Here is a 14,920-nt window from a genome sequence, read left to right on the forward strand (position 1 = left end):
CGTTTTGGCCTCTCGTGCGACAGCAACTTAGTTGGACAACTTACTATTCTCCTTTCGCGCGAGCATGGCAAGGCCTGGAGCGAGGCGAATACACTGTTAAATTTCCGATTGCGGCGGTCACGATGAAGACTTACTGTGTTGGTCAACTGACTTAGTACGCCGAGTGAACCGAGGGCGAGGATGGCTTTCGTCAAACGCGCATGGATCCCGCTGGTGGTGCTGGTCCTGGTAGCCCTCGCGGGGTTCACCGTCTACCGGCTGCACGGCGTCTTCGGGGCTCGGGACCCCGCGTCGGGCGCCGGCGCCCACGCCGATGACATCAAGCCCTTCAACCCCAAGCGCGTGTCGATCGAGGTCTTCGGCCGCGACGGCAGCGTCGCCGACATCAACTACCTCGACGTCGACGCCGTGCCACAGCGAGTCGATTGCACCCGGCTGCCGTGGACGTACAGCGTGACCACGACCGCCCCCGCCGTCAGTGTCAACGTCGTGGCGCAGGGCGACGTTGACGACATCGACTGCCGGATCACCGTGAACGGCGACATCAAGGCCGAGCGCACCGTGGCGGGAATTCATCCCCAGACCTTTTGCCTGGTGAAGTCCGCGTGATCGCGCGAAGGGTTCGCCGGCTTTCGGTGCCCATCCTGCTGTTCTGGCTGGGGCTCGCAGCGGTCACCAATATCGCTGTGCCGCAATTGGAAGCGGTCGGGGAGGCGCACGCGGTATCGATGAGCCCCGACGATGCCCCGGCGATACAGGCCATGAAGCGCGTCGGCCAGGTCTTCGGAGAATTCGACTCCGACAGCGCGGTCATGGTCGTGCTGGAGGCTCAGTCCCCGCTGGGTGATGCGGCGCACGGGTTTTACGGCGACCTGATCCGCAAGCTCGCGCAGGACCATAAACACGTCGAGCACATCCAAGACTTCTGGGGCGACCCGCTCACCGCGGCCGGTTCGCAGAGCGCCGACGGCAAGGCCGCCTACGTTCAGGTTTTCCTCGCCGGCCGCCAGGGCGAGACGCTGGCCAACGAGTCCGTCGACGCCGTGCGGCGCATCGTGTCGAACACGCAGGCGCCCAATGGGATCAAGGCTTATGTCGCCGGCCCCGCGGCGGTGACCACCGACCAGCTCGAGTTCGGCAACAAGAGCGCCCGCAAGGTGATGGGTGTGACCGTCGCGGTCATCGTGCTGATGCTGCTGATCGTCTACCGTTCCTTGGTCACCGTCCTGTTGACGCTGCTGATGGTCTTCGTCGAATTGCCCGCGGTGCAGGGCGTCATCGCATTCCTCGGTAGCCGCGGCGTTCTCGAGCTGTCCACTTTCGCGGTGCAAATACTTCCGATACTCGCGATCGCCGCGGGCACGGATTACGCGATCTTCATCGTGGGCCGCTATCAGGAGGCCCGCCAGGCGGGTCAGGACGCGGAAGCCGCGTATCACACCATGTTTCGCGGCAGTGCCCATGTGGTCCTGGGCTCGGGCCTGACCATCGCCGGCGCGATGTTCTGCCTCAGTTTCACCAGGCTGCCCTATTTCCAAACCCTGGGGGCGCCGTGCGCGATCGGCATGTTCACGCTGGTGGCAAGCGCGCTCACGTTGGGTCCGGCCACCATCACATTGGGCAGTCGCTTCGGTCTTTTCGACCCGAAGAGGAAAATCAGGACGCGGGGGTGGCGGCGGGTGGGAACGGCCGTCGTCCGATGGCCCGCGCCGATACTCGCCGCGACATCGGCGGCCGCGCTCGTCGGGCTGCTGGCGCTGCCGTCGTTCACCACGAGCTACAACGACCGTAACTACCTGCCCGGGACCACACCGTCCAACATCGGATACGCCGCGGCCGACCGGCACTTTTCGCCCGCGCGGCTCAATCCCGACCTGTTGTTGGTCCAGACCGACCACGACATGCGCAATCCCGCCGACATGCTCGTCCTGGACCGGGTCGCCAAGGGCGTCTTCGGCGCCGACGGCGTCGCGCGGGTCCAGTCGATCACCAGGCCGCTGGGCGCCCCAATCACGCACACCTCCATTCCCTTTCAGATCGGCATGCAGGCCACCACGCTGACCGAGAACATGAAGTACCTGCACGACCGCATGGCCGACATGCGGGCCATCGCCGATCAAATGACGGGCGTCATCGACACCATGCAACGCATGCTCGCCCTGCTGCGTCAGCTCGCCGCCACCACACACGATGTCGCGGGCCAGACGAAGCGGATCGTCGCGGACACGACCGAAGTCCGCGACCGCATCGCCGACTTCGACGACTTCTTCCGGCCGCTGCGCGGCTACCTTTACTGGGAGCGGCACTGCTTCGACATCGGAGTCTGTTGGGCGCTGCGATCGGCATTCGACGCGCTCGACGGCGTCGACCAGGTCACCGACGACCTGGGCGGTCTCGTCAACGACACCGACCGGCTGGAGGTCCTGATGCCGCAACTGATCTCGCTGCTGCCGCCGATCATCGATGCCACGACGACGATGCGCACGATGACGATGACGATGTACAGCACCTTCGCTGGCCTGCTGGACCAGCTGGATGCCGCACAGCAGAACGCGTCGGCGATGGGACAAGCCTTCGACGCGGCCAAAAACGACGATTCCTTTTACCTGCCGCCGGAGGTCTTCGACAACCCCGACTTCAAACGCGGCCTGGCGATGTTCCTTTCGCACGACGGCAAGGCCGCCCGTTTCATCGTCACCCACGACGAGGATCCCGCGACGCCCGAAGGCGTCTCACACGTCGACGCGATCGAGAAAGCCGCGCGCCATGCCGTCAAGGGCACTCCCTTGGAAGACGCCAAGATTTATCTGGGCGGCACGGCGGCGACGTTCAAGGACATGAGCGAGGCGGCCAAATACGATCTGCTGATCGCGGCAATCGCCGCTGCCTGCCTGATCTTCATCATCATGCTGGTCATCACCGGAAGTGTCATCGCGGCCCTGGTCATCATCGGCACCGTGGTGCTGTCGCTGGGCGCCTCGTTCGGGTTGTCGGTGCTGGTGTGGCAAGACATCCTCGGAATTCCGTTGCACTGGTTGGTGATAGCGATGGCCGTCATCATCCTGTTGGCCGTGGGATCGGACTACAACCTGTTGCTGGTTTCGCGGTTCAAGGAGGAGATCGGGGCCGGGATCAAGGCCGGCATCATCCGCGCCATGGGTGGGACCGGCGCGGTGGTGACCTCGGCGGGGCTGGTGTTCGCGTTCACCATGTCGTCCTTCGTGTTCAGCGATCTGCGGATCATCGGTCAGTTCGGCACGACCGTCGGCATCGGGCTGCTCTTCGACACGCTGGTGGTGCGGTCGCTGATGACACCCTCGATCGCCGCCCTGCTCGGACGCTGGTTCTGGTGGCCGCAACGAGTTGGCGCTCGACCGCGTATGCCCGGATCCGCTGTCTCCGAACTCCTTCCAATGGCGACCACCGTCGAAAGCCCGCGAATATGATTTTCCATCATGCCAAAACCCAAGAACTGTCCGACTCGATACGGATCGCAGCACCGCCCGACGAAGTGTGGGGGCTGATCACCAGGGTCACGAGCATCGCGGAGTGGTATGACACCTGGGACGCCGTTGACCACGCCGCAGAAGACGACCGACTCGAGGTGGGTACGTCGTTCCGGCTAATTCGCCACGATGGCGGTCGGGAACACATCGCACTGTGCCGAGTGACCTCGCTGGAACCGCCCCGGCGGCTGACGTGGGTGCAGTATGCCCCGCACCGGCCCACCATGTCGGTGGATTTCCTTCTGATGCCCGATACCAACGGGCCCGCCGGCACGCTGCTGAGCCACACCCGGACCTGGATCGAGCCCATCGCTCCGTGACGTGCTCGGCGCAAGGGCTGATGCACAGTACTACTACACTCACTGCCGTGAGCGAATCTGCTGACGTCGATGGGCCTGTGGCGCCGCCGCGACCCGTGTTGGTCGTCGATTTCGGCGCCCAGTATGCGCAGCTGATCGCCCGGCGCGTCCGGGAGGCGCGGGTCTTCTCCGAGGTCATCCCGCACACCGCGTCGATCGACGAGATCAAGGCACGACAGCCGTCGGCGTTGGTGCTGTCCGGGGGGCCGTCCAGCGTCTACGAACAGGGCGCCCCGCAGCTCGATCCGGCGGTGTTCGACCTCGGTGTGCCGGTGTTCGGCATCTGCTACGGATTCCAAGCCATGGCGCAGGCCCTGGGTGGGACGGTCGCGCACACCGGCACCAGCGAGTTCGGCCGCACCGAGTTGAATGTGGTTGGCGGCGAACTGCATTCGGGACTGCCCAACGTCCAGCCGGTCTGGATGAGCCACGGTGACGCGGTCACGGCCGCGCCGGAGGGATTCGACGTGGTCGCCAGCAGCGCGGGCGCGACGGTGGCGGCCTTCGAGAACCGGAGCCGCCGGCTGGCCGGGGTGCAGTATCACCCCGAGGTCATGCACACCCCACACGGACAGCAGGTGCTCAGCCGGTTCCTGCACGACTTCGCCGGGCTGGGCGCGGAGTGGACGCCGGCCAACATCGCCAGCGCGCTGGTCGAGCAGGTGCGTGAACAGATCGGCGACGGGCACGCGATCTGCGGGCTGTCCGGCGGCGTGGACTCGGCGGTGGCCGCCGCACTGGTGCAGCGCGCCATCGGTGACCGGTTGACCTGTGTCTTCGTCGACCACGGGCTGCTTCGCGCCGGCGAGCGCGCGCAGGTTCAGCGCGACTTCGTGGCCGCCACCGGAGCCAACCTGGTCACCGTCGATGCCGCGGATACCTTCCTGCGGGCGCTGTCGGGCGTGACCAACCCCGAGGGCAAGCGCAAGATCATCGGTCGCCAGTTCATCCGGGCCTTCGAGGGCGCGGTGCGGGATATCCTGAGCGACACCGGGTCTGAGGTCGAGTTCCTGGTGCAGGGCACGCTGTATCCGGACGTGGTGGAATCCGGTGGGGGCAGCGGGACCGCCAATATCAAGAGTCACCACAACGTCGGCGGCCTGCCCGACGATCTGAAGTTCAGGCTCGTCGAGCCGCTGCGGCTGCTGTTCAAAGACGAGGTGCGCGCCGTGGGGCGCGAGCTGGGCCTGCCGGAGGAAATCGTTGCGCGGCAACCCTTTCCGGGTCCCGGTCTGGGCATTCGGATCGTCGGTGAGGTCACCGCGGCGCGGTTGGACACGCTGCGGCGCGCCGACTCGATCGCGCGCGAGGAACTCACTGCCGCCGGCCTGGACAACCTGATCTGGCAGTGCCCGGTGGTGCTGCTGGCCGAGGTCCGCTCGGTCGGTGTGCAGGGTGACGGCCGGACCTACGGGCACCCGATCGTGCTGCGGCCGGTGTCCAGCGAGGACGCCATGACCGCCGACTGGACCCGGGTGCCCTACGAGGTGCTGGAGCGCATCTCGACCCGCATCACCAACGAGGTCCGCGAGGTCAACCGCGTGGTGCTGGACATCACCAGCAAACCCCCCGGCACCATCGAGTGGGAGTAGCTGCTACTCCACGAACTCGCCTCTGCCATAAGCGATTGTGGCGTCATCCCAGTTGCCGCCGGCCGTGCTGACCAAGCGGCGGGCGACGTCACGATCGTCTGACCCGGCGACCAGGACCAGGGTGTGGTCGATGGTGGTCACTGATCCGCCGCGCAACCGGGTGCGGGCCGAAGGGTCGGCCGACAGCGCGTCGCCGAGGCGCGCGATGTCGACATCCGGCACGGTGATGAGAATCGCGTTGTCTTCGGGATACCACTGCGGCAAATAGGCGAATAGCAGCACGGATTCCTGGCCGAACTGATGGCGCAGGGCCTCGGCGGCGACGCGCAAGGCCGGCTCGTCGGGGCCGCACAGATGAAATTCGCGAGATCGCTCGAAGGTGAGTCGCTGCTGCGCGGGGGACCAGTACACGCCGTCGAGCGGTGTCGATCCCGTCACCGCCATGCCTGTCTGGGCGATCGTCGCGTCGGCCTTCGGTTCGAACAGGGGATCGGCGTTGTCGGCGACGAAGAACTCCGCCGGTTGGCACTCGGCTTCGGCCGGCGCCGTCGCGATTCCGCAACAAAAAAGCACCAGTAGCCCCACCAGCACCGAGCGCATAAAGCAGCCTCTCACGTTTCTTGACGGTTGTCGGAGGGTGGGTGTTTACTCGAAAACAATATCGAACATACATTCGAACATACTGCGTCATCGCTGGTAGGAGGCTTATATGTCGGTGGCTGCCGCCTCCCGCCAGGATCGCACTGAGCAGCTGGAAGCGCTTCGCCGGCGGATGGCCGTGATCAGCGGGAAGGCGCCGGGGCCCGCGTCCACCCGTGCCGACGACCTGCTGCCGGAATCGGAAGCCCAGCTGGCGCTGCCGGGCTGGCTGGCGGAGGCGCTGCCGGCGCCCCTGCCGCGCGGAACGGTGGCGGTCCTCTCGGGCGCCCGGTCGCTGTTGCTGGCCATGGTCGCCGCGGTGACGGCGGCGGGCGGCAACGTGGCAATCGTCGGCCAGCCGGACATCGGGTTGCTGGCCGCCGCGGAGATGGGGGCGGATCTGGGCCGGGTCGCGGTGATACCGGATCCCGGCACCGATCCGGTGGAGGTGGCCGCGGTGCTCGTCGACGGCATGGATCTGGTGGTCCTCGGCCTGGGCGGCCGCCGGGTGCCGCAGACCCGGGCGCGCGCGGTGGTGGCGCGCGCCCGCAGCAAGGGGTGCACCGTGCTGGTCACCGACGGCGACTGGCAGGGGGCGCCCACCCGGCTGGAGGCCCGGGTCTGCGGCTACGAGCTCACTTCGGGAGGCCGCCCCGGATTCGGGCGGATCAGCCGGGTGCGGCTGCAGGTCAGCGGGGTGTGTGCGGGCCGGCGGGTGACCGCCCGGGCGCGGGCCGGGTGAATTCGAGTGGCATCCCGGGTGCTGGCCATCTGGTGCATGGACTGGCCGGCGGTCGCGGCGGCCGTGGCCGCGGGCGTGCCCGCGACCGCCCCGGTGGCGGTCACGTTGGCCAATCGGGTGATCGCCTGCTCGGCGGCCGCCCGCGCGGCGGGGGTGCGGCGGGGTCTGCGACGCCGGGAGGCGGCGGCCCGCTGCCCGCAGTTGCACGTCACCACCGCCGACGCGGACCGCGACGCCCGCTTCTTCGAGTCGGTCATCGCGGCGGTGGATGACTTGGTGCCGCGCGCCGAGGTGCTGCGGCCCGGGCTCTTGGTGCTGCCGGTGCGCGGAGCGGCCCGATATTTCGGTTCCGAGGCCGACGCCGCCGAGCGGCTGATCGACGCGGTGGCTGCGGCCGGCGCCGAGTGCCAGGTCGGGGTCGCCGACCGGTTGTCCACCGCGGTCTTCGCCGCGCGCGCGGGCCGGATCGTCCCGGCGGGCGGTGACGCGAAGTTCCTGTCGGTGCTGTCGATCCGCCAACTCGCCACCGAACCCAGCCTGTGCGGTCCGGGGCGGGAAGAGCTGACGGACCTGTTGTGGCGCATGGGTATTCGAACCATCGGTCAGTTTGCCGCGTTGTCGGCGACCGACGTGGCATCCCGGTTCGGCGCCGACGGGATGGCCGCGCACCGGTTGGCCCGCGGTGAACCCGAGCGGGGGCCGTCCGGGCGCGAGCCGCCGGAGGAGCTGGAGGCCGTGCTGGACTGCGACCCGCCGATCGACCGGGTCGACGCGGCGGCCTTCGCCGGGCGCTCGCTGGCCGCCGCGCTGCATCGGACGCTGATGGGAGCCGGGGTGGGCTGCACCCGGCTGGCCATTCACGCCATCACAGCCAACGGCGAAGAATTGCACCGGGTGTGGCGGTGCGCCGAACCGTTGACCGAGGACGCCACCGCCGACCGGGTGCGCTGGCAACTGGACGGCTGGTTGAGCAGCCGGACCGCGCGCAATCCCCGCCCGACGGCGCCGGTGACGCTGCTGCGGCTGCAGGCGGTCGAGGTGGTGTCGGCCGAGGCGCTGCAGCTGCCGCTGTGGGGTGGCCTCGGCGAGGAGGACCGGCTGCGGGCCCGGCGCGCCCTGGTGCGGTTGCAGGGCTTGCTCGGCCCGGAGGCGGTGCGGGTGCCGGTGCTGTCGGGCGGCCGCGGGCCGGCCGAACGCATCACGTTGACAACGCTGGGCGACGAACCGGTGCCGCGGGCCGACCCGGGTCAGCCGTGGCCCGGGCGGCTGCCCGAGCCGTCACCGGCGGTGTTGCTGGACGACCCGGTGGAATTGCTTGATGGCCAAGGGAATCCGGTACGGGTGACCGGCCGGGGGTTGTTCTCCGCAGACCCGGCGCGGCTGAGGACGCACGGCCGGGACGAGCGGCTGGACTGGTGGGCCGGGCCATGGCCGGTCGACGAGCGGTGGTGGGATACCGACGCCAAAGGCCGCACCGCCCGCGCGCAGGTTCTGCTGGAGGGCGAGCGGGCGTTTCTGCTGTGCTACCGCCAGCGGCGCTGGTACCTCGAGGGCAGCTACGAGTGACGCGCCTATCCGGTGGGCCGCAACGCGTCCGGCGTCAGGTCCTTCAGCGACGGATACCCGTCGACGGCCATGATCAGGTCCGCCTCGGCCAGCAGCGAGCGCAGCACGTGCACGACGCCGTCGACGCCGCCGAGCGCCAGGCCGTAGGCGTAGGGGCGGCCGATGCCCACCGCGGTCGCCCCCATCGCCAGGGCCTTGATGATGTCGGCGCCGCCGCGCACGCCCGAGTCGAACAGCACCGGCAGGCCGTCGGCGGCCTCGAGCACCCCGGGCAGGCAATCCAGCGTCGGCAACCCGCCGTTGGCCTGCCGGCCACCGTGATTGGAGCAGTAAATGCCGTCGACGCCAATGTCTTTGGCGCGCCGAACATCGTCGGGGTGACAGACGCCCTTGACCATCAGCGGCAGGCTGGTCTCCGATCGCAGCCACTCCAGGTCGTCCCACCGGAACGGGCCACCGAAGATCGGCAGCTTGCGCACCGCCGCCTCGGTGGCGTCCTCGCCGCGGCTCAGGGTGGCGCGAAAAACCGGATCGCTGGTGTAGTTGGCCAGGCATCCGCTGGGCACCTGGGGGTAGTTGCCCCCACTGAGGTCGCGAGGACGCCAGCCGGTGACCCAGGTGTCGAGTGTGACGGCGATGCCCTTGAAGCCGGCCGCCTCGGCGCGGTGCACCAGGCTGGCGGCCATCTTTCGGTTCGGCGGCGTGTACAGCTGGAAAAACGCCGGGGTGTCGCCCAATTCGGCCGCGAGGTCTTCCATCGGGTCGGCCGTCAACGTGCCCACGAAGAACGGAACGCCCGTGCGGACCGAGGCTCGGGCGCAGGCCACGTCCCCGTGGCCGTCCGGGTCGCACACCCCGATGACGCCGATCGGTGCCATGAAAATCGGCGACGGAAACCTCATCCCGAACAACTCGATCGACATGTCGCGCTCCTCGGGGGCGATCCCCATGCGGGGATACAAGCCCCACCGCCGGAAGGCCTCGCAGTTGGCGCGCTGGGTGTGTTCGTCACCGGCACCGCCCGCGACGTATCCCAGCACTTTCGGCGGCATCGCCGCCGACGCCTTCTTCTCCAGCTCGTCGAATCTGATCGGGTACTGCGGCTGATTGCCGTGCAGCGATTGGTCGTACAGCTCGGTTTGGTAATCGGCGAAGGCCATGCCCGTGGCAGTACCCGGCGCCCGGAGGACCAAACGACCCGCGGCTCAGGGTTGCCCGGCGCGGACCGCCTGCGCCCGCGCCATCAGACCGGCGCCGCCGGGCAGCGCGCCCACCACCGCGCGGGCCAGCCGGTCGCGGCCCCGGACGCCGTCGGTCCTGGCCTTACCGTCGCGCAAGTGGCGCCAGCCCAGGCCCGCCCACGACGCCGCGACGGCGGCGTCGATCACCCCGCCGCGGGCGCGGCGCCGGTCGGCCGCGGCCAGGCCGAGCGCCGTCACGGAGTGCACCGTGTCAACCCACACGCCGGCCGCCAGCACCTCCGGGCCGGGATTGACGCCCGACAGCAGCGCCTGCACCAGGTGGCGCCCGCCCAAGATCCGGGTGACGACGAGCGCCTTGCGGTCGACCTGCACACCGTGGATGTGGCCCAGCACGTCGGACGGGGCGGTCAGCAGCACCGCGCCCCACCCGCCGCGCAGGACTTCGATGAGACGAATCTTCATGGGGTGTTGGATAACCGGCGCGCGAAGGCCCCAACCCGTTCGATGAACCGGTCGAAGAACGCGGCCGCGTCCACGTCGATCCCGATCAGCGCGTTGGGTTCTCGGCGCCCCGACCAGTCGGTCACCGTCATGGCGCGGGTCAGCGTCCCCGTCAGCTCGATGTCCACCGTCGCGGCCCGGGTGGTGACCAGCCCCGGGTCCAGCGCCGCGGCGGCGGCAAGCGGATCGTGCAGGTGGGCCTGAAAACCGTGGCCAATGTCGTGGTAGGCCTCCAGGTAGAACCGCATCGCGTCCTCGATCACCCGGATCAACGCGTTGGGCGCGGTCGACCGCGTGCCGGGCTCGTCGTCCGCGCTCATCGGCGTCGTCGTCGACCCGGCCGCGGCCGCCAGCCGGGCCAGGTGATCGGGCGTCATCGCCACCTTGCGGGTGAGGTCCAGGCCGCACAGGATCGGAAGCCGTTGCGGCTCAACGGTCGCCCAGGCCGTTAGGACCTCGGATGCGGCCTCGGGGTCCACGCTGATGTTCCATTCGGCCACCGCGGTGGTGTTGCCCCGGTGATCGTAGGAACCGCCCATCACGACCAGCCGGCGCAGCAGCGTGGGCAGCGCCGGCTCGGCGCGCAGGGCCAGCGCCAGATTGGTCAGCGGGCCGGTCGCCACGCCGATGAGCTCACCGGGATGCGCCTGTGCGGCGCGTACCCAGGCGGTCGCCGAGTCGTGGTCGGTGAGCCGGCGATCGGTGTGCGGCAGGTCGGCGTAGCCCAATCCGCGGGGGCCGTGGACCTTCGACGGCAGGCTCATCGGCCCGCTGAGGGTTTCCTCGGAGCCCTTGGACACCGGCACGCCGGTGAAACCGCACAGCTCCAGCAGGCCCAGGTTGTTCTCGCAAACCTGCTGCACCGCAACGTTTCCCCCGGTGGAGGCGATGCCGACCACGTCCGCGTCCGGGCTGGCGAACAGGTACATCAGTGCCAGCGCATCGTCGACGCCGGTGTCGACGTCGACGAATACGGGCGACTTCATTGTGTCCAAGATACTCAGAGGGACGGCTAGGCTGTCACGATGCCACCGACGTCGGAGCCCCCCGATTTAACGCCGCACTTCGACGACGTGCAGGCCCACTACGACTTGTCCGACGACTTCTTCCGGCTGTTCCTCGACCCGACGCAGACGTACAGCTGCGCCTACTTCGAGCGCGACGACATGACGCTGGAGGAAGCGCAGATCGCCAAGATCGACCTGGCCCTCGGCAAACTCGGGCTGCAGCCCGGCATGACATTGCTCGACATCGGCTGCGGGTGGGGCGCGACCATGATGCGCGCGGTGGAAAAGTACGACGTCGACGTCGTGGGCCTCACCCTGAGCCGCAACCAGGCCAAGCATGTCGAGCAGCTGATCGCCCGGTCGGAAAGCCCCCGCTCGATGCGCATCCTGCTGCAAGGCTGGGAACAGTTCGATGAGCCTGTCGACCGGATCGTCAGCATCGGGGCCTTCGAGCACTTCGGGCACGAGCGCTACGACAAGTTCTTCACCCTGACCCATGGCCTGCTGCCCGACGACGGGGTGATGCTGCTGCACACCATCACCGGGCTGCACCCGACGGAGATGGTCGAACGCGGCATGCCGCTATCGTTTCTGTTTGCCCGCTTCGTCAAATTCATTGTCACCGAGATCTTTCCGGGTGGGCGGTTGCCGTCGATACCGATGGTGCAAGAGCGCGCCACCGCGAACGGCTTCACGGTGGGTCGCGTTCAATCGCTGCAACCGCACTATGCGAAAACGCTCGACATCTGGGCCGCGGCGTTGCAAGCCCACAAAGACGAGGCGATCGCGGTGCAGTCCGAGGAGGTCTACGAGCGATACATGAAATACCTGACCGGTTGCGCGGAGATGTTCCGCATCGGGTACGTCGATGTCAACCAGTTCACCCTGTTGAAATGATCCAGCGTGCCCGGGCGGTGCCGGCGCTCAGGGCCAGGCCGAGGCGAAGGTGATCACCAAGACGTCGCGCTGGGCGGGGCCCGAGCCGTCGATCGGCCGGATCGGGGACACGCCGTGCAGGGTGCGGCGGTCATCGCCCAGCATCAGCGTGCCGGGTTCGGCCAGCGTCGCCGCGAGCAGCTGCTTGCCGTCCAGGTCACACACGGTGCTCTCGCCGCCGATGGCGTTGCGCCGGCCGACCAGCAGCGAGCTGACCAGGGTGACGCCGTCGCGGTGTACGCCCTCGGGTGTCGGATGGCCGCCATCGTCGGACAACGAGCGGACCCGGAACGGATGCACCTTGACGTTCCAGTCCGCCACGTCGTCCAGCGCCGCCGCCACCCGGGACAGCAGGGCGATCATCTTGTGCAGCAACGGGTCCCGGGCGAACGCGTCGGTCAGCGGCTCGAAGTCGCGGTCCCTGCCGATGTAGAGGGGGTTGGAGTCCTCGGGCTGCGCGAACGTGCTCCTGGGCACCGGGCGCAGGACGCCGTCGCGAAAGGAGTACTGGCCGTACCGGCGCAGCCGCTGCACCCCCAGCTCCGCGGCGTACGGGTCGGGGCCCAACCGCTGCCAGTGCCGGGCGAATCGGGTCCACTCCTCGCGGCCGGCGCCCAGGCTTCGCGTCACATCGAGTGAGGACATCACCGCGGCGCCTTTCGTGGCGACCAGGCGGGCCGCGGCGGCCACCGGGTCGGCGTCCGCCCGTTTCTCGGAAAGCGTCCGGGTCATCGCGCCGGAATACCGCAATCGGGCGCGGCTGAAACGCCGGGTCTACCAGTGCACCCCGGGGACCAGTCGCACCAAGCGCTTGACCGGTCGCGGTGTCCGGAGGCCCCGCGCGACGCCTCGCGCCGGGCGCCTTGGTCGCCGCGGCGGGGGAGCCGCCGCCGGCTCGGTGGGCAGCCCGCGGGCGGCGGCCGAGTCGGGGTAACCCAGGTAGAGCTGGTGCAGGATCCGCCGGGACGTCCGCGGCGCGAAATAGTTGCCGACTTCGGCCAGCGTTCCCAGCGGGGTGTCGATGCGCGCCGGCTTCTCGACCAGCCCGCGCACCACCATGGCGGCCGCGCGCTCCGGGCTGATCGCCGGCACCGGGTTGAGCCGGTGCGACGGCGCGATCATCGGCGTGCGGACCAATGGCATATGGATATTGGTAAAGGTGATGTGATCGGACAGCGTCTCCGAGCCGACCACGTCGGCGAACGCGTCCAGCGCCGCCTTGGTGGGCAGGTACGAGCTGTATTTCGGGTTGCGGGCCTGCACCCCGGCGCTGGAGACGTTGACCACATGACCGAATCGGCGCTCGCGCCAGTGCGGCAGCAGCGCCAGCACCATCCGCACCGCGCCGAAGTAATTGACCGCCATCACCCGCTCGTAGTCGTGCAGCCGGTCGGTCGAGTTGACCACCGAGCGGCGGATCGACCGGCCGGCGTTGTTCACCAGGTAGTCGACGTGGTCGAAGCGGCCCAGGATATCTTTGATGGTGTGCTCGACCGAGGTGGAATCGGTGACGTCGCACGTGAAGGCGTGGGCGTCACCGCCGGCCGCGCGGATCTCGGCGACCAGTTGATCCAGCGCGTCGGCGTTGCGGGCCAGGGCGAACACCGTCGCCCCGCGCTCGGCCACCGCGATGGCCGCCGCCCGGCCGATGCCGCTGGACGCGCCGGTGATGATCACGTGCCGGCCGCGCAGCGGTCCCTGCGGGTCGTCGCGGCGCGCCCGGTCCGGGTCGAGGTGCTCGGCCCAGTACCGCCACAGCCTGGGCGCGTATCGGGAGAACTCCGGCACTTCGATGCCCGTGCCGTGCAAGGCTTTTCGCGTTTGGTCGCTGATGAAGGTGGGCTTGAGGTCGACCAGGTCGAAGACATCGGCCGGGATACCGAGTTGCGTGGCGGCCATGTTGCGCAGCACCCTGGCCCGCCCGCGCACCTTCAGCACCGGGGCGGCGACCGAGCCGGGCAGCGACCCGCGTGCCGGCGGGAGCCCGGCCGCCTTGGCGACGCCGCGGTAGATGCCGCGCAGGCCAACGGTTTTCGGGGCGGTGAGGTGGAATGTGCGGCCGTCGAGACCGTCGGCGTGCATGAGCGCGACCAGCGCGTCGACGACGTAGTCGACCGGCACGATGTTGGTGCGCCCGGTGTCGGGCAGCAGGATCGGCGTCACCCTGGGCAGCACCGCCAGCTTGGCCAGCACGCCGAAGAAGTAATACGGCCCGTCGACCTTGTCCATCTCGCCGGTGCGCGAGTCGCCGACCACCACCGCCGGACGGTAGATCCGATAGCGCAGTCCGGGCGCCGACCGCACCAGCAGCTCGGCCTCGAACTTGGTCCGGTGGTACGGCGTCGGCAGCGGCTGGCCGACGTCGAAGTCGTCCTCGGTGTATTCGCCGGGGAAGTCGCCGGCGACGGCGATCGAGGACACGTGGTGCAGCGTCGCGCCGAGCCGCTGGGCCAGTTCGATGACGGCGCGGGTCCCTTCGACGTTGGTGGCCCGCTGCTCGGCTTCGCCCGCGGTGATGTCGTAGATCGCCGCGCAGTGCACGAGGTGGTCGATGCTGCCCAGCTCGGCGATGGTCTCGTCGGTCAGTTCCAGCTCCGGCAGCGCGCCGACCAGCGGTTTGGCTCGCTCACCCCACTCGGCCGCAAGCCGTTCGAAACGGCCCAGCGACTCCCGCCGGACCAGGACCCACACCTGCGCATCGGGCTGGGTGCCCAGCAGCCGAGCGACGACGCGGCGACCAATAAACCCGGTACCGCCGGTAACGACATACCGCATGCAGCCATCGTGGCGGTCGTGACCGCCCGCGTCAACCCAGTGGCGATCGCAAGCGCGGCGTTAGCCGGGCGCGGCGGGTCGCCCGCGTCAACCCA

13 protein-coding genes are annotated in these 14,920 nt (G+C 68.9%); 7 read left to right on the top strand and 6 right to left on the bottom strand.

The annotated features are described in order from the left end of the window. Positions 1–180 precede the first annotated feature (180 nt). The 4 genes from A5681_RS22200 to guaA are packed head-to-tail and all read left to right on the top strand — an operon-like array spanning position 181 to position 5,457. Positions 181–609, top strand: coding sequence for an MmpS family transport accessory protein (locus tag A5681_RS22200; protein WP_067280520.1), 429 nt, complete (start codon positions 181–183; stop codon positions 607–609). Beyond that, complete coding sequence (locus tag A5681_RS22205) at positions 606–3,446, top strand: RND family transporter (RefSeq protein ID WP_067280523.1); 2,841 nt, start codon at positions 606–608, stop codon at positions 3,444–3,446. The genes A5681_RS22200 and A5681_RS22205 overlap by 4 nt, the downstream gene beginning before the upstream one ends. Then, a complete protein-coding gene (locus A5681_RS22210; RefSeq protein WP_067280525.1) occupies positions 3,443–3,826 on the top strand; it encodes an SRPBCC family protein in 384 nt (127 codons plus the stop codon). The genes A5681_RS22205 and A5681_RS22210 overlap by 4 nt, the downstream gene beginning before the upstream one ends. A 47-nt stretch (positions 3,827–3,873) precedes the next feature. Then, on the top strand, positions 3,874–5,457 hold the full coding sequence (guaA, locus tag A5681_RS22215; protein WP_082968493.1) for a glutamine-hydrolyzing GMP synthase: 1,584 nt from the start codon (positions 3,874–3,876) through the stop codon (positions 5,455–5,457). Positions 5,458–5,460: 3 nt separating this feature from the next. Here guaA and A5681_RS22220 read toward each other — a convergent pair whose 3' ends face one another. After that, positions 5,461–6,072 (bottom strand): hypothetical protein, encoded by a 612-nt coding sequence (locus tag A5681_RS22220; RefSeq protein ID WP_067280531.1) that lies wholly within the window; start codon positions 6,070–6,072, stop codon positions 5,461–5,463. Between the two features lie 94 nt (positions 6,073–6,166). Here A5681_RS22220 and A5681_RS22225 point away from each other — a divergent pair, with 94 nt between their 5' ends. Beyond that, positions 6,167–6,838, top strand: coding sequence for a hypothetical protein (locus A5681_RS22225; protein WP_067280534.1), 672 nt, complete (start codon positions 6,167–6,169; stop codon positions 6,836–6,838). Between the two features lie 36 nt (positions 6,839–6,874). Then, complete coding sequence (locus A5681_RS22230) at positions 6,875–8,404, top strand: DNA polymerase Y family protein (protein ID WP_067280621.1); 1,530 nt, start codon at positions 6,875–6,877, stop codon at positions 8,402–8,404. Between the two features lie 5 nt (positions 8,405–8,409). Here A5681_RS22230 and A5681_RS22235 read toward each other — a convergent pair whose 3' ends face one another. From A5681_RS22235 to A5681_RS22245, 3 genes are read right to left on the bottom strand one after another with little or no spacing between them, the layout of a single operon-like run. Then, complete coding sequence (locus A5681_RS22235) at positions 8,410–9,564, bottom strand: alpha-hydroxy-acid oxidizing protein (protein WP_067280537.1); 1,155 nt, start codon at positions 9,562–9,564, stop codon at positions 8,410–8,412. Between the two features lie 45 nt (positions 9,565–9,609). Continuing rightward, on the bottom strand, positions 9,610–10,068 hold the full coding sequence (locus tag A5681_RS22240) for a hypothetical protein (RefSeq protein ID WP_067280539.1): 459 nt from the start codon (positions 10,066–10,068) through the stop codon (positions 9,610–9,612). Then, positions 10,065–11,093 (bottom strand): nucleoside hydrolase, encoded by a 1,029-nt coding sequence (locus tag A5681_RS22245; protein WP_067280541.1) that lies wholly within the window; start codon positions 11,091–11,093, stop codon positions 10,065–10,067. The genes A5681_RS22240 and A5681_RS22245 overlap by 4 nt, the downstream gene beginning before the upstream one ends. 39 nt (positions 11,094–11,132) lie before the next feature. Here A5681_RS22245 and cmaA1 point away from each other — a divergent pair, with 39 nt between their 5' ends. Beyond that, the gene (gene cmaA1 / locus A5681_RS22250; protein WP_067280545.1) at positions 11,133–12,011 is read left to right on the top strand and encodes a cyclopropane mycolic acid synthase CmaA1; all 879 of its coding nucleotides are present in this window, start codon (positions 11,133–11,135) and stop codon (positions 12,009–12,011) included. A 27-nt stretch (positions 12,012–12,038) separates the two neighbouring features. Here cmaA1 and A5681_RS22255 read toward each other — a convergent pair whose 3' ends face one another. After that, positions 12,039–12,782, bottom strand: coding sequence for a 2OG-Fe dioxygenase family protein (locus tag A5681_RS22255; protein ID WP_067280551.1), 744 nt, complete (start codon positions 12,780–12,782; stop codon positions 12,039–12,041). 42 nt (positions 12,783–12,824) lie between these two features. Then, positions 12,825–14,825 carry an SDR family oxidoreductase gene (locus tag A5681_RS22260; protein ID WP_067280554.1) on the bottom strand — a complete coding sequence of 667 codons (2,001 nt, stop codon included), beginning with the start codon at positions 14,823–14,825 and terminating at the stop codon, positions 12,825–12,827. Positions 14,826–14,920 lie beyond the last annotated feature (95 nt).

It is taken from the genome of Mycobacterium scrofulaceum, from assembly GCF_001667885.1.
Lineage (GTDB): Bacteria > Actinomycetota > Actinomycetes > Mycobacteriales > Mycobacteriaceae > Mycobacterium > Mycobacterium scrofulaceum_C.

Excerpts from the sequence above, each read along its gene's own strand:
- A5681_RS22235 (WP_067280537.1), bottom strand. The coding sequence starts at position 9,564 with ATGGCCTTCGCCGATTACCAAACCGAGCTGTACGACCAATCGCTGCAC.
- A5681_RS22260 (WP_067280554.1), bottom strand. The coding sequence starts at position 14,825 with ATGCGGTATGTCGTTACCGGCGGTACCGGGTTTATTGGTCGCCGCGTC.
- A5681_RS22200 (WP_067280520.1), top strand. The coding sequence starts at position 181 with ATGGCTTTCGTCAAACGCGCATGGATCCCGCTGGTGGTGCTGGTCCTG.
- A5681_RS22210 (WP_067280525.1), top strand. The coding sequence starts at position 3,443 with ATGATTTTCCATCATGCCAAAACCCAAGAACTGTCCGACTCGATACGG.
- A5681_RS22255 (WP_067280551.1), bottom strand. The coding sequence starts at position 12,782 with ATGACCCGGACGCTTTCCGAGAAACGGGCGGACGCCGACCCGGTGGCC.
- A5681_RS22240 (WP_067280539.1), bottom strand. The coding sequence starts at position 10,068 with ATGAAGATTCGTCTCATCGAAGTCCTGCGCGGCGGGTGGGGCGCGGTG.
- A5681_RS22230 (WP_067280621.1), top strand. The coding sequence starts at position 6,875 with ATGGACTGGCCGGCGGTCGCGGCGGCCGTGGCCGCGGGCGTGCCCGCG.
- A5681_RS22225 (WP_067280534.1), top strand. The coding sequence starts at position 6,167 with ATGTCGGTGGCTGCCGCCTCCCGCCAGGATCGCACTGAGCAGCTGGAA.
- cmaA1 (WP_067280545.1), top strand. The coding sequence starts at position 11,133 with ATGCCACCGACGTCGGAGCCCCCCGATTTAACGCCGCACTTCGACGAC.
- A5681_RS22245 (WP_067280541.1), bottom strand. The coding sequence starts at position 11,093 with ATGAAGTCGCCCGTATTCGTCGACGTCGACACCGGCGTCGACGATGCG.